This window comes from Streptantibioticus silvisoli (assembly GCF_027947535.2).
GTDB lineage: Bacteria > Actinomycetota > Actinomycetes > Streptomycetales > Streptomycetaceae > Streptantibioticus_C > Streptantibioticus_C silvisoli.
Genome location: NZ_JAAGKO020000008.1, coordinates 102739 through 115988 on the forward strand (window position 1 = coordinate 102739; position 13250 = coordinate 115988).

A 13250-nucleotide genomic window follows, 5' to 3' on the forward strand; every position below is an offset into this window, starting at 1 on the left:
TCAACGGCGGCCGGGCAGGGGGAGTTCGGCAAGGGACGCGGGAGCGGGTCACAGGTCGAGGTCGTGCAGCAGGTGCGTCCCGCCGCGGGCGACCGCGTCCTCGGTGCTGTCCGGCCCGGCCAGCAGCGTGGTGGCCAGCGCTGCGGCCAGCACCAGCGCCGTCCGCCGCTGGGCGCGCCCGGCCCGGACCGGGACCGCCGCCGCGCCGGGACCGGACGCGGCCGCCGTCACCGCCGGCGTCACCGGTGCGGCCGGTACGCGTTCCGGTCGTACGCGCACCGTAACGCCACCGCGGCCCGGGGTGGGACGGCGGGCGGCGTCGAGTATCGCGGCGGCCGGGCCGTCGGCGTCGCCCCTGGCGAACAGGGCGAGCCCCGCCGCCCGTTGGGCGCTGCCGGCCGGGCCGTCCAGCAGACCGGTGAGCACCGGACCGAGGTCGTCGGCGTGGCGTATCCAGGTCGCCAGGCCCGCCGCGTCCAGGGCGGCGGCGTTGGTGCGCCCGTGGCCCGGTATGCAGCCGTAGGAGGCGACCGGCAGGCCGCTGGCGAACGCCTCCAGGGAGGTGAGGCCGCCGGCGTTCTGCACCAGGACGTCGGCCGCGTGCATCAGGCCCGGCATGTCGTCGACCCAGCCGAAGACGTGGCCGGTCCCGGCGGCCCGCAGCCGGTCGGCGAGGGCCTGGTTGCGCCCGCAGACGACGACCGGGACGGCGGCGCCGCACGCGCGTATCCGCGCCGCGGCCTGCTCGACCGGGCCGACGCCCCAGGAACCGGCGACCAGCAGCGCCAGCGGCCCGTGCGGCGGCAGTCCGAACCGGGTCCGGGCCGCCCGCCGCGCCTGCGGGGTGGCCGGGCCGAACCGGGGGTCGACGACCGGTCCGCGGGTCAGCACCCGGTGCGCCCCGCACGCCTCGGCCTGCCCGGCCGGGATCGGGTGCAGGGCCAGGTGGGTGTCGACGCCGGGCGCCACCCACAGCGGATGCACCGAGAAGTCGGTCAGGTACGTCAGCACCGGCACGGTCAGCCGCCCGTCGCGCCGCAGCGCGCCCAGCACCTGGCCGGCCAGCGGATAGGTGGCGACCACCGCGCGGGTGCCCGGCCGCAGCGCGCGCAGCGCCCGGTGCTCCGCCGCGCGCAGTACCGCGTTCGACACCCGGCCGCGGCCCGGCCGTTCCGTCGTGGCGTAGATCCGCTGGTACGCCCACGGCGCGTGGGTCAGCAGCTGGTGGTAGGTGCCGCCGAGCAGCGTGCCGAGCCGGGCGGGCAGCAGGTCGAGGAAGTCGAACCGGTCCACCGCGACCCCGCGGGCGGTCAGCCGGCGGGCGAGTTCCGCGGCGGCCCCGTCGTGGCCGGCCCCCACGCTCGCGGAGACGATGGCGACCCTGGCCGGTCCCGCCCCTGCAGGACTGTCGAGGTACGGCACGTGGAACCTGCTTCCGAACGGGGGAGTGGTTCGTACTCTACAACTTGTAGTAGCTGATCTCGAACCACCCCCGACGGCCCCGCGGGGCGCGACGCGCACCGTGCGAACGGCGGTGTTCGCCCAGCTCAACGGCGTGCGCGGGGCTCGCTCCCGGCCGGCCGTCCGCGCGGCACGCCGCACCGGTCGCACCACCACCGGGCCGCCGACAGCCACGCCACCGCGAACAGCCAGCCGCCGGCCACGTCGCCCGCCCAGTGCACCCCGAGGTAGACCCGGCTGAGCCCGACCACCACCGCCCACCCCGCCACCACCGCGCACGCCCAGCGCGCCGCCACCGGCCGCAGCCGCGCCGCCAGCACCGCGCACAGCACCCCCGCCACCAGGCACGACGTCGTGGTGTGCCCGGAGGGGAAGGAGAAACCGGAGGCCGGCGCCGCCCACCCCGCGCGATCCGGCCGGGGCCGCGCGATCGCCTCCATCACCCCGTAGCGGGTCAGCTGCGCCGCCACCACGAACGCCGCCAGCGCCCCCGTCACGCGCAGCCGCCGGGCCGCCGGACCACCGGTCGCCAGACCGGCCGCCACCACCAGCAGGTACGGCCACACCCCGGTGCCGCTGTCGGTCACCCACCGCGCGGCGGTCACCGCCGCGGCCGGCCGGTGCCCCAGTGCCCAGGCGTGCGGCCACCGTTCGGCGCCCAGCACCAGATCCGGCCGCACCCCCAGGACCCCGGCCGCCGCCGCGAACAGCGCCGCGCTGACGACCGCCGTCCACCCGTACACCGCGCGGTGCCGCCGCGGCGGACCCGTGCCGGGCGGGCCGGTCACCGGGGGCCCGCGGCGTGGCGCGCGTCCGCCAGGGGGAGCGCGGTGGTGGTGATGGTCATCGGGGTGCCGGAGACGGCGATCAGGTAGACGTGCCGGTCGCGGCCGGTGGGCAGCGGCTGGAGGTCGGCCGGGGCCCGCAGGACGTAGTCGCCGCGGGCGTGCGGGCGCAGGACGGCCGGCCCGGACCGCACGGTCCACCAGTCCGACGCGCCCTGGCCGCTGCGGGTGGCGAAGTGCGGGGCCAGCGCGGTGCCGGTGACGTTGACCGCCCGCACGGCGAGGCCGGTCAGGGTCGGCCGGCCCCGGCCGGCGACCGTCAGGCGGTCGATCGTCATCCGCAGCGGCGGCGGGCTCGCGGCGGCCACGCCGACGCACAGCACGGCCGGGGCCAGCAGCGCGGCCAGCACCGCCGCGCCGGCCCGCCGCCCGCCGGCCACGACCGGCCGCGGCTGCCAGGCCCCGGCCAGCGCGGAGGCCGGCACGGTGGCCGCCGCCGCGATCCACAGCGGCGTCATCAGCAGGAAGTAGCCGTCCTGCGAACGGGTGGTCAGGTAGAACGCGCACCACGGCAGCACCGTCAGCGCCGGCCCCAGCCGCCGCACGAACAGCACGGTGGCGGCGAGCAGCCCGAGCATCAGCAGCATGCCCGCGTAGGAGTAGAAGTCCAGCCGGTCGCTGCCGCCGGTGACGTAGTACGAGATGCCCATCACCCCCTGCCCGTGCAGGATCGCCTTCTGGGTGAACGGCAGGAGGCTGCCCGACAGCCACTGCGACGGCCCCTGGGCGATGAAGTAGGCGTTGACCAGCAGCCAGGTGGCGAACGCGAGGGCCGCGTGCCGGACGGTCACCTCCAGGGCGCGCCGGTGGCCCAGTTCACCGCGCCGGACCGCGTACATCCCGACGAGCAGGAACGGCGCCAGGAACCAGGCGAGTTGCTGCGCCGCGCAGGCCAGCCCGAGGCACACCGACCGTGCGACGCCGCCGCGCCCGAGCCGTCCGCCGGCCCCCGTGCGGTGCCAGCGCACCACGACCGGGATCAGCAGGGCCAGCGCGGTGATCGCCGGGTAGCCGCCGCGGGCGTAGGCGGGCAGCAGGCCGAAGCCGAGGCAGACCGCGGTGGCCGCCGACCGCCACGGCGCCGGCAGCAGCACCCACAGCGTGACGGTGCCCGCGAGCAGCGCGCCGGTGGTCACCGCGGTGGCGGCCACCGTCGAGTGCGCGAACAGGTGGATCGGCGCGACCAGCAGGGCGGTCAACGGCCCGTAGCCGTAGGTGTAGTCGGCGCCGCCCGACATCAGCTTGGTGATCCCCACGGTCGGCGTGCCGAACAGCCACGGCCACGGCTGCCCGTACATCGCGTGCCCGTGCACGATCTCGTTCGCCGCCTGCGTGGTCAGCGCCGCCTCGTCGATGCCGGCCGGGTTCAGCCACAGGGCGCACACCACCAGGACGGCCGCCAGCACCAGGACGCCCAGGTCCACCCGGCCCAGCCCGCGCCGGCTGCGGGTGGCGAACGCGAGCACCCCGGCGGTCAGGATCCCGGCGTAGCAGACCGAGATGACGCCCGCCACGACCGGCACGTTCGCCATCGCGGTCGTCCACGCGGACCGCGTCCCGATGAACAGGCTGATGGTGGCCAGCAGGGTCAGACCCCGGTGCCACTGCGGCGGCGCGTCACCGGCCGGCGTGTCCGGACCGGCGGCGCCGGCGGTCACCGCGGCGCCGGGCGTCCGCCTCACCCCGGCCGGGTCCCCGCCCGGGGTGCCGACACGCGTGGGCGGATCGTCGTCCATGGCGTTCTTCTCCTCGATTGGACCGGACCATCGGCTACTACGTCGTGTAGATGTCGGATCGGCGGCCGAGGTTGCGCCGAAGGCGCGGGATCCGCCGATGTCGCCGATGGCGCCGACGACGCCAGGGGCGGAGCCGGGGGCGGAATCGGAGCCGGGGGCGGGGTCGTGGGCGGAGTCGGGGCCGGGGGCCGGGTAGTGGGGGCGTCCGGGCGGGAGGCGGAGTGGGTCAGGGGGAGGCGGGGGCTCAAGGGGAGTGCAAGGAGTGCGAGGAGTGCAAGGGGAGCCAAGGGGAGCCAAGGGGGAGGTACGGCCGATGATAACTACATCATGTAGTAATTTATGCCGGACGGCCGCCGTACCGCGTTTCACGACACCGTGCCGCCAGCGTGCCTCCAGTCCCCCGGAGGGGCCCGCGGGCCACGGCGGGCGGCGGCCGTTTTCCTCCGAACGGTACGACCGCCCAGGGTGCGCCGACGCGCGGTCGGGCGGGGTTCACCCCTCATGCGTGCCGCGTTCGCGCCGTCACCCGTGCCGGGCCTGCCCCCTCATGCGTGCCGGGCGCGCGCCGCCCCACCCGGTGCCTGCGCCGCCGTCCGCTGCCGCCCGCCTGCGACGCCGCGGTCACGTGTTCGGCCGGTGCCGCACGCAGAGGGCGCCCAGCCCGGTGTGGTCCGGCAGCGCCGCCGGGTGGTCCGGCCACGCCGCCGTCCGGGCCGCGTGATCGGTGAACCGTGCGTCGGCCGGGCGTCGGTGCGCGCTCGCGGCGGCGCCGTGCGGGCCGGACCCGGGATCGGGGTGCCCGCACAGGTGGGTGTGCTGGGCGGCTTCGACCATCTGCTCGCTGTCGGTGGCGGCGTCCGTCAGGCTGGTGCAGCACAGCGTCAGCAGCAGGCCGGCGGCCACGAAGTGCAGCGGGCGGTGCCGGGGCGGCGGGGCGAGCAGCGCCCGGACCCGCTGCGGTACGGCGCCGCCGGTCGCGGCCAGCGCGGAGCCGGCCGGTCCGGCGTGCACCGCGAGCGCGGCACGGGCCACCGCCCGGGCCACCACCGTGCGGTCGCCCACCCCGGCCGCGGCGTCCTCGTCGGCCCACCGCTCCAGCACGAAGCAGCCCGCCTTCTCCACCGGCCGCAGCAACGGGTTGACGGCCGCCGCGATCCGCCAGACGGTCTTGAACCGGTGGTGGTGATGCCGCAGGTGGGCGCGTTCGTGGGCCAGCAGCGCGGCGCGTTCGCCGGCGGCGAGGCAGTCCAGCATGCCGCGCGAGACCACGATGCGGCCGGGCCGCCCCGGCAGGGCGAACGCCTCCGGTGCCGGGTCGTCGAGCACGGCCAACTGGTCGTTGCCGGGCAGCCGCCGGCATTCGCGCCGGGCCCAGCGCAGGTCCCGCGTCTGCCGTACGACGGTGACCGCGCACGCCACGCAGGCGGTGAGCAGCACGAGGGCGCAGCCGACCGCGACGCCGAAGCGCACCGGGTCCTCGGCGCGCAGCAGCCGTACCGACCAGTGGCCCTCCCGCGCGACCTGCGGGATCTGCGCCAGCGCGGTGAACGCCAGCAGGGCCAGCGACCCCACCCAGCCGGCCGCCGTCACCAGCGCCGCGCACAGCAGCGCCCACGCGGCCGGGCGCGGGGCGAGCCGCGGCGCGAGCCGGGGAGCGAGCAGCGCCAGCACGACGGTGACCACGATGGGGACGTAGACGTTGACCAGCACCGGTTCAGGGCCTCCCGTCGTCCGGCCCGGCGCCAGTGCCCGCGCCCGAGCCAGCGCCCTTGCCCGCGCCCGTGGCGTCGGCGAGCAGCCGGTGCAGCAGTTGTTCGTCGCGGGCCGACAGCTCCGAGACGAACCGGGTCAGTACCGCCTCCCGGTCCGAACCGCCCTCCAGCAGCGAACGCATCCCCGCCGCCGTGTGCGACGCCTCGTCCCGCACCGGTTCGTAGGCGTAGCCGCGGCCCACCCGGTGCCGTACCAGCATGCCCTTGTCGTGCAGCCGCGACAGGATGGTCAGCACCGTGGTGTACGCCAGTTCCCCCGGCAGCCGCTCGTTGACCTGGGCCGCAGTCAGCGGTTCCGAGGCCGCCCAGAGCGCGGCGAGCACGCCGCCCTCCAACTCGCCCCGCCCACGCCTGACCGCCCGGCCGCCGGGCTTCCCGCGCTCATCGTCGCTCACCGTTCAGACGCCCTTCGTGTCTCGACCCCGCACCAAGCTACCCCGGCCCCGCGCGCCCCGGGCCCGGCGCCGGACACCCGGACGGCCTCAGGCGAATTCCGTCGTCGCGGTGGTGGCGTAGCGGCCCATCACCTCGGTGGTGGTACGCGCGGTCACCTCCTGGCCGTCCGCCATCGCGGCGCCCAGGTCGCGGAAGTACTGCACGTAGAGGTCCGGGGTGAAGGTGTTGACCATCACGACGGGCTCGTCGCCGGGGTTGGCGAAGGTGTGCGGGACCCCGGGCGGAACCATCACCAACGTGCCCGCCGGCGCCTCGTAGTCGGTCTGCCCGACGGTGAACACGGCGGTGCCGGACACGACGTAGAAGCCCTCGTCGTGCGCGGCGTGCCGGTGCTGGGGCGGGCCGGCGCTGTGCGGGGCGAGGGTGACCTCGCCGATCCCCAGGCGGTGCGCGGTCGTGCCGCCGTCCTCGAGGATGCGCATCCGGGCCGGCCCCAACGGGATCACTTCGCCGCCGTCGGGCGCGACAACCGATACGTCGTTCATGGCCTGCTCCTTCGTAAGAGGCTACTTTCATGAAACTAGTCGACATGCGCGACGTTATGCAAGTGGGCTCTCGTTATCAGGGTTTGCTTGCTACGCTGGCGTCATGCAGAACGGCGAAACGACGACACCGCGCGGCACCACCGGCCGCGCCAACCAGAAGCTGCGCACGCGCAACGCGATCCTCCAGGCCGCGGTGGAGCTGATGCGCACCGGCCGCGAGGTGACCATGCTGGAGGTCGCCAGGACGGCCCTGGTGTCCGAGGCCACCGCGTACCGGTACTTTCCCGACCTGGCCAGCCTGCTGCGGGAGGCGATGGCCGGGCAGATGCCCAGCCCGCAGGAGGCGCTCGCCTCCGTCGCGGACTCCCGCGACCCGGTGGAGCGCGTCGCCGCCGCCACCGAGCACCTGCTGCGCCTGGTCCTGGGCTACCAGGGGGCGACCCGCGCCATGATCGCGGCCACCATCACCCGGCCCGCGACGGCCGACGCCCGCCCCGGCCTGCGCTTCGGCCTGATCGACCACGCGCTCGCCCCGCTGGACGACACCCTCGGGGCCACCGATCCGGCCGCCCTGACCCGGCTGAAGAACGACCTCGCGGTGGTGGTCAGCGCCGAGGCCCTCTTCTGCCTGACCGACCTGTGCCGGCTCGACCCGCAGGACGCCATCGCCAGCGTGGTCCGCACCGCCTCGACCCTGACCCGCGCCGCCGTGACGGCGATGGACGCTCCGGCGGGCTGACCACCGTTCGGTACGGTGGCCGGCCCGCCGGCGCGAGGGTCACGCCTCGGTGCGACGGTCACCGGTCACCCCCGGCGCGACGGCCACCGTGCGGGGCTGATCATCGGTGCGGCCGGTGCGGGCTGCGTTGTCGGGGTGAGCGGCGTGACCGGCGTGACCGGTGCGGCCGGCGTCGACCGCGTGGCCGGTTCGGCGGGGAAGCGGGCGGCGATCCGTGCGGCGCCGGCGGTGGCCCGGCCGGTGGTGGTGAGGATGCCCAGGAGCACGATCAGGGCGCCGCATCCGGCCAGCGACCACCACGCGGTGTGCCCGGCCGCGGTGAACCCGGTGCGCAGCGGGCCGTGGGTGTGCGCGGTGACGATCGAGCCGAGGACGGCCACCCCGAGGCTGTTGCCGATCTGGCGGGCGGTCGTGGTGATCGCGGCGGACACCCCGGCCCGGGCGCGCGGCATCCCGGCGACGGCCATGCTGGTGATCGGGGTGTTGACCAGGCCGAATCCGCAGCCGAGCAGCACGTAGGCGATCAGCAGCACCGGCAGCGCGGTGGTCGCGGTGACGGTGGTCAGCGTCAGCGCGCCGGCGGCCACCAGCCCCCCGGCGGCGACCAGCGGCAGGCGCGGACCGTGCGCGGCGGTCAGGCGGCCGGACACCGGGGAGGCGACGGCGGTTCCGGCGGCCATCGGGACCGTGAGCAGTCCGGCGTGCAGCGCGCTGTAGCCGCGTACGTCCTGGAGGTACAAGGTGTTGAGGAACAGGAAGCCCGCCAGGGCCAGGAACGCGGTGACCGCCGTGACGAACGCGCCGGTGAACGGCACGGACCGGAAGAAAGCCGGGTCGATCAGCGGCTGGTCGCGGCGCCGTTCGTAGCAGGGCAGCGCGAGGGCCGCGGCGCCGGCCAGGATGAACAGGCCGATGATCGGCGTGCTGCCGTAACCGCGGTGGGCGCCTTCGATGATCGCGCAGATGAGCGCGACCAGGACGGTGACGACCAGCGCCTGCCCGACCGGATCGCGGCGGCGCGCGGTCGCGGACCGCGACTCGGGCACCAGGACGGCGCTGAGCACCAGAGCGGCCGATCCGACCGGGATGTTGATCCAGAAGATCGCCCGCCAGCCGGCCGTTCCGACCAGCAGACCGCCGACCACCGGGCCCAGCGACAGCGACAGGCCGACCGTCGCTCCCCACACGCCGATGGCGCGGGCGCGTTCGCGCGGGTCGGCGAAGGTGTGGGTGATGATCGACAGCGCGACCGGGTTGAGCATGCTGGCGCCCAGGCCCTGCGCCACGCGGAAGGCGACCAGCCACGGCAGGTCCGGGGCCAGGGAGCAGGCCAGCGAGCCGGCGGTGAACAGCGCCAGGCCGGCCTGGAAGACCCGGCGCCGCCCGATCCGGTCCGCGGTGGACCCGGCGAGCAGCATGAAGCCGGCGATCGCCAGCGTGTAGCCGTCGACGGTCCACTGCAACCCGCTGACCGCCGGGTGCAGATCGCGCTGGACGGCCGGCAGCGCGACGTTCACCGCGGAGGTGTCGAGCACGGTGATCAGCAGACTCAGGCAGCACACCGCCAGTACGAGCACTCGGCGCCGCCGGGCGGGATCGGGCGTGGTCACTTCTGCCTCCTCGGTGGGGGATCGCGGGGGCGCGGCAGGCAACGGGGTCGCGCTCGCGGTGGGTGTCGGGGTCGGGCTCGGGGCCGGTACGGGCTGCCGGGCGTGCCGCGGTTCGCCGCGCACGGCACGGCACCGCGCCCGCCGGGGGCCGCCGTGATCGCGGCGCCGGGCGGGCGCGGGAGGGGGTCACTCACCGTCGGGCTTCACCTCGGCGTCCACGAAGTCCCCGATGGCGCCGAAGACCGTGCCGGGCTGCTCGATGTGCGGGAAGTGCCCGGCCTGCGGGACGGGCCGGAAGGTGGCCCGGGGGAAGGACGCGGCCAGGGTGCGTTCGTACTCCAGCGGCACGATCCCGTCCTGCTCGCCGGCGAGCACCAGCACCGGAACGGTGACCCGGTGCAGGCGGCCGCGCAGCTTCGGGTCGTGGCCGGCGCCCGTGTAGACCGCCTGGGTCCGCTGGTTGGCGGCCGTCCCGGCCTTCTGCTGCTCGCTCAACGTGCTCGGGTCGAGGCGCAACTCCGGCTTGTGGAAGGCCAGTTCACCGGTACGGATCGGCCCGAGCTTCGCGGGGTCGGCGATCTCCAGCGGCGGCTCGGGCGTGATGCCGGTCGCGGCGAGCAGCACCAGCGCGCTGATCCGGCCGCGGTTGTCGCGCAGGCCCATCTCGGCGGTGACCCAGCCGCCGATCGAGTTGCCGACCACCATGACCGCGGTCAGGCCGAGTTCCTCGATCAGGTCCAGGTAGGCCACGGCCAGGTCGGCGACCGAGTCGGTCGACTCCGGCCGGTGCGTGCCGTCGAACCCGGGGTGGGTCGGCACGACGACGTAGGCGTGCTCGGACATCGCGGTCGCGAAACCGGCGACCGAGCGCGGCCCGGCGCCACCGTGCAGCACCAGCGCGCCGGTGCCGGCCGCGGCGGCGGCGTCGCCGTACTCGTCAAGGGTGATGCGCAGGCCGTTGCGCAGCTCGACCGTGCGGGTGGTGCGGGCGGGGGTGGTGACAGTCATGGTGCGATTCCCTTGGCGTCGATACCGGTCTTGGGTGACCGCCAACCCCCTTCCTGGGGGCTGACTCTCATGAGTATGGGCCACTCCCATCGTTCATGCAAGTCCACTCTCATGATGAGTGCTGGCATGACGCGACGGAGCGGGATCGGGTCGCCGCCGGTGCTTGTCCCTGCCGGGCGGCGGTCAGGGGCTCATGCGGTCGGCGCTCATGCGGTCAGGGGTTTGTGCGGTCAGGGGCTCATGCGGTCAGGGGTTTGTGCGGTCAGGGGCTCATGCGGCCAGGGGCTTGTGCGGCCGGGCGGGCCGGGCGGAGCGCATGGGTGGGGTGACGTCACCGGGGGATCGGACCGGGTGTTCTCACCGGGCGGGGCCGGTCGCGGTGGAGTCCGTCGCCACGGGGGACGGGGACCATGCCGTCGACGGGCGGGCCGGGGACGCGCCGGGCCGTGGTGCTTCCCCGGTCGGCCACCCGACTCGGGCGATCACCGCATGCGGGCCGCCGCCGGACCTGCGCGGCGGGCCGGAGCGCGGCGAGTTCACGCACTCCGGGTCGATGCTCCGTCAGCCCCCGGGGCCGTTGCCCGCGTAGCGGTTGATCCCGGAGCCGTCCCCGCGTCGGCGTGCCGGTGTCAGAGGCCGGGGGCGTCGGAGCCGTTGAGGGCCCACAGTGCGCCGGTGTACCGGAGCGGGCCGATCGCGCAGACCAGCGCGCCGCCCACGAGGGGAAGCAGCCGGCCGGGCAGGAAGCGGCTGCGGACCACCAGCACCTTGGCGGCGAAGGCGCCGTAGAGGGCGCAGCCGCTCACGGAGTGCAGGGCGACGCGGGTGCCGGTGGTCTCCACGCCGTAGGCGGCCACGCAGTGGTAGGCGATCGGCACCGACAGCAGGAAGGCGACCAGGCCGATGAGCCGGTGCACCGTGCGCACCCGGCGGGGCGGGGGCCGCAGGCCGGGGATGCGCCCGTACCTCCACAGCGCCAGTCCGAGCTGGACGAGCGCCAGGCACCACAGCGCGCTGCCCAGCCGCGCCTTGAGGTCGACCGCCTGGGTGCCGTGGGCACCGAACAGGCCCGAGTCGTAGTCCGGGGTGTCGTGGCGGGCGACCGACCGGATCGCCGGCGATCCGGCCACCGACACCGCGGCACCGATGGCCAGGGCCGCGGCCCGCACCGGCAGGCTCCGGTGCGGGCCGCGGCGGCCGGTCGTCATACCGGCGTCGCCGTGCCGGGCGCGGTGCCCTGCCGGGCGGCGGTCAGCTCTTGTCCACCTTCTTGCCGCTCGCGTCGAGCACGTACCACTCGGCACCGAACTGGTTGAGGCCCTCGCCGTTGGCCTGGCCGGACTTGGAGTCGCCGGCGTACTGGTACAGCGGGTGGCCGTGGTACGTCACCTGCTCCTTGCCGTCGGACCTCTTGGTGGTGCCCAGCAGGTCCGACTTGGCCCTGCCGCCGGCCTTCGCCTTGCCGGAGGTCGGCGTCGGCGGCCAGGCGGTGGCGCACGCGCCGTTGCACGTCGACTTGCTGGTCCTGTCCGCCTCGAACAGGTAGAGGGTGCGTCCGGTGCCGTCGACCAGCACCGAGCCGAGCGAGCCGACCGACGCCGTCTTGATCTGCGCCTGCTTGGCGGCGGCCGCCCTGTCCGCCACCGGGGTATCGCCCGCGCGCCCCGACGCCGTGCCCGACGGCGACGCCGAGGACGCCGCGGAGGAGCCCGTCCCGTTCGAACAGCCGCTGGCCGCCGCGGCGATCGTCACAGCGGCGACCGTCCAGGTGATCGCCTCGAACATGCGTCGCATCGAAGACTCCCGCAGGATGTGCCAAGGCCCGAGGGCCACCCGACGTCCCAGGACAACCAGGACACCGGCACCCGACCCGCCGCGGGCGACGCGCCCAGGACGCGAGTGCACCGGAACGGGCGACCGTCGCCCGCAGAGGCTTACAGGGTCAATGGACCCGCGGACGTGCAGCACGCGCAAAGACGCCACCGCTTCGACGGCCGGTGTCGGTCTGGGCTTGGTGCTGTCCGACAGGGAATCGTGTACCTCGGCCTGGACCTCTGCGTCGACCGCCGGACGGGCGTCGTCGCGCTGTGGGCCGCAGCCATCGTCCGCGACGCGGGCACCACTTACGTAGAGGTGTCCCCGTCCGGTTTCGGGCTGCCCATCTCGGGCCGCGCGGACGGCCGCCAGGGACGCCGATACGACGGTACGGCCGCGGGCGGGTCTACTGCAGCGGCCGCTCGTCACTGTGACGGGTCGACGACATGGCCATTGCCCGTCGACCTTCGCGGACCTCTCCGCAGCGGTCAGTCGTCTGGCGCAGACGATTTTGCGCGCCGGACCTCGTTCTGTAGTTCTCGCATGGCCCTGACTGCTTGAACAGCCTTGCCACAGATCACGGGAACTTGGTCAAGAAGGTGGGCGACGATCCACGTCCCGCCAGTGATCGCACCAACGATGACAGCGGCCCAACCAACGGACTTCATGGCACACCAACCCAAGTCGTGGCGCTGCGTGTTGCTGCGCACTCCAAAAATGGCTTGGTCTCCGTGCCCGGAGGCTAGCACCCCCTCGTGCCCCTGATAAACCCGACCGGCCTCACCCGGTCGGGGGTTTTCATGTTCTGGAGGGCCCATGGAAAAGACTCCCGCTCCCACGGTGCGTGCAAGCGCGCAGGCTGCCCGTTGAAGGGCCGCTCCGGACGTGGCGCGGAACGTCACTAGGTCGGACCGCGACCGTACTGGTCTCGTCTCTGCCGGCACCTGGCGGACTTCGAGACGCGAGCCAAGACGTCGGACCCGTTGAGGGCAACTGAGGCAGCCGACGTGAGGTGCGAGGTCGGTGACTTCCTCAATGGCCGGTGATGTTGATGTGATCGGCCAGGTCGGCGTCAAGGTCCTCCCGGTTGTCACCACGTTTAACGGCAGGCCCAGGTAGCGGCCGTCAATGCCGCAGATCAGGCAGGCGCCGCAGCCAGCTGTGTCATGGCGGCCTGGGTCGCGGACCCTCTGGGGTCCAGTCTCACGCCCCCTCGGTATTGCACTGGGCGACCATTGGGGACCACCATCAGTGCTTCTCGATGGTCAACGCGCCCAGAGAACGGCGCCGTAGTCCGGTGAGCAGATCGATGGCGCGTGTTCG

The 13250-nt window shown here is 74.8% G+C and carries 11 protein-coding genes; 1 reads left to right on the plus strand and 10 read right to left on the minus strand.

The window, feature by feature from the left end:
* Positions 1 to 48: 48 nt before the first annotated feature.
* The 6 genes from POF43_RS08495 to POF43_RS08520 all read right to left on the minus strand — a co-directional run bounded on the left by POF43_RS08495 (position 49) and on the right by POF43_RS08520 (position 6755).
* The gene (locus POF43_RS08495; RefSeq protein WP_271324872.1) at positions 49 to 1422 is read right to left on the minus strand and encodes an MGDG synthase family glycosyltransferase; all 1374 of its coding nucleotides are present in this window, start codon (positions 1420 to 1422) and stop codon (positions 49 to 51) included.
* Between the two features lie 125 nt (positions 1423 to 1547).
* Positions 1548 to 2204 carry a phosphatase PAP2 family protein gene (locus tag POF43_RS08500; protein ID WP_271324871.1) on the minus strand — a complete coding sequence of 219 codons (657 nt, stop codon included), beginning with the start codon at positions 2202 to 2204 and terminating at the stop codon, positions 1548 to 1550.
* 41 nt (positions 2205 to 2245) lie between these two features.
* Positions 2246 to 4042, minus strand: coding sequence for a hypothetical protein (locus tag POF43_RS08505; RefSeq protein WP_271324870.1), 1797 nt, complete (start codon positions 4040 to 4042; stop codon positions 2246 to 2248).
* Between the two features lie 621 nt (positions 4043 to 4663).
* Positions 4664 to 5752: a M48 family metalloprotease gene (locus tag POF43_RS08510; protein WP_271323446.1), complete on the minus strand. Its 1089-nt coding sequence runs from the start codon at positions 5750 to 5752 to the stop codon at positions 4664 to 4666.
* Between the two features lie 4 nt (positions 5753 to 5756).
* On the minus strand, positions 5757 to 6209 hold the full coding sequence (locus tag POF43_RS08515) for a BlaI/MecI/CopY family transcriptional regulator (protein WP_271323445.1): 453 nt from the start codon (positions 6207 to 6209) through the stop codon (positions 5757 to 5759).
* A gap of 87 nt (positions 6210 to 6296) precedes the next feature.
* Entirely contained in the window at positions 6297 to 6755 is a 459-nt protein-coding gene (locus POF43_RS08520) for a cupin domain-containing protein (RefSeq protein WP_271318101.1), read from the minus strand.
* Between the two features lie 103 nt (positions 6756 to 6858).
* On the opposite strand from POF43_RS08520, the gene POF43_RS08525 reads away from it, so the two are divergent.
* Positions 6859 to 7494 carry a TetR/AcrR family transcriptional regulator gene (locus POF43_RS08525; RefSeq protein ID WP_271318100.1) on the plus strand — a complete coding sequence of 212 codons (636 nt, stop codon included), beginning with the start codon at positions 6859 to 6861 and terminating at the stop codon, positions 7492 to 7494.
* A gap of 65 nt (positions 7495 to 7559) precedes the next feature.
* Here the strand turns inward: POF43_RS08525 and POF43_RS08530 are convergent, their stop codons facing one another.
* The 4 genes from POF43_RS08530 to POF43_RS08545 all read right to left on the minus strand — a co-directional run bounded on the left by POF43_RS08530 (position 7560) and on the right by POF43_RS08545 (position 11906).
* On the minus strand, positions 7560 to 9104 hold the full coding sequence (locus POF43_RS08530; RefSeq protein ID WP_271323444.1) for an MFS transporter: 1545 nt from the start codon (positions 9102 to 9104) through the stop codon (positions 7560 to 7562).
* Between the two features lie 186 nt (positions 9105 to 9290).
* Positions 9291 to 10112, minus strand: coding sequence for an alpha/beta fold hydrolase (locus tag POF43_RS08535; RefSeq protein WP_271323443.1), 822 nt, complete (start codon positions 10110 to 10112; stop codon positions 9291 to 9293).
* Between the two features lie 629 nt (positions 10113 to 10741).
* Positions 10742 to 11320 carry a DUF6529 family protein gene (locus POF43_RS08540; protein ID WP_271323442.1) on the minus strand — a complete coding sequence of 193 codons (579 nt, stop codon included), beginning with the start codon at positions 11318 to 11320 and terminating at the stop codon, positions 10742 to 10744.
* Between the two features lie 43 nt (positions 11321 to 11363).
* Positions 11364 to 11906: a COG4315 family predicted lipoprotein gene (locus POF43_RS08545; protein ID WP_271323441.1), complete on the minus strand. Its 543-nt coding sequence runs from the start codon at positions 11904 to 11906 to the stop codon at positions 11364 to 11366.
* Between the last annotated feature and the right edge of the window lie 1344 nt (positions 11907 to 13250).

Coding starts and splice junctions, on each gene's coding strand:
- POF43_RS08535 (WP_271323443.1), bottom strand. CDS start 10,112: ATGACTGTCACCACCCCCGCCCGCACCACCCGCACGGTCGAGCTGCGC.
- POF43_RS08520 (WP_271318101.1), bottom strand. CDS start 6,755: ATGAACGACGTATCGGTTGTCGCGCCCGACGGCGGCGAAGTGATCCCG.
- POF43_RS08505 (WP_271324870.1), bottom strand. CDS start 4,042: ATGGACGACGATCCGCCCACGCGTGTCGGCACCCCGGGCGGGGACCCG.
- POF43_RS08525 (WP_271318100.1), top strand. CDS start 6,859: ATGCAGAACGGCGAAACGACGACACCGCGCGGCACCACCGGCCGCGCC.
- POF43_RS08545 (WP_271323441.1), bottom strand. CDS start 11,906: ATGCGACGCATGTTCGAGGCGATCACCTGGACGGTCGCCGCTGTGACG.
- POF43_RS08540 (WP_271323442.1), bottom strand. CDS start 11,320: ATGACGACCGGCCGCCGCGGCCCGCACCGGAGCCTGCCGGTGCGGGCC.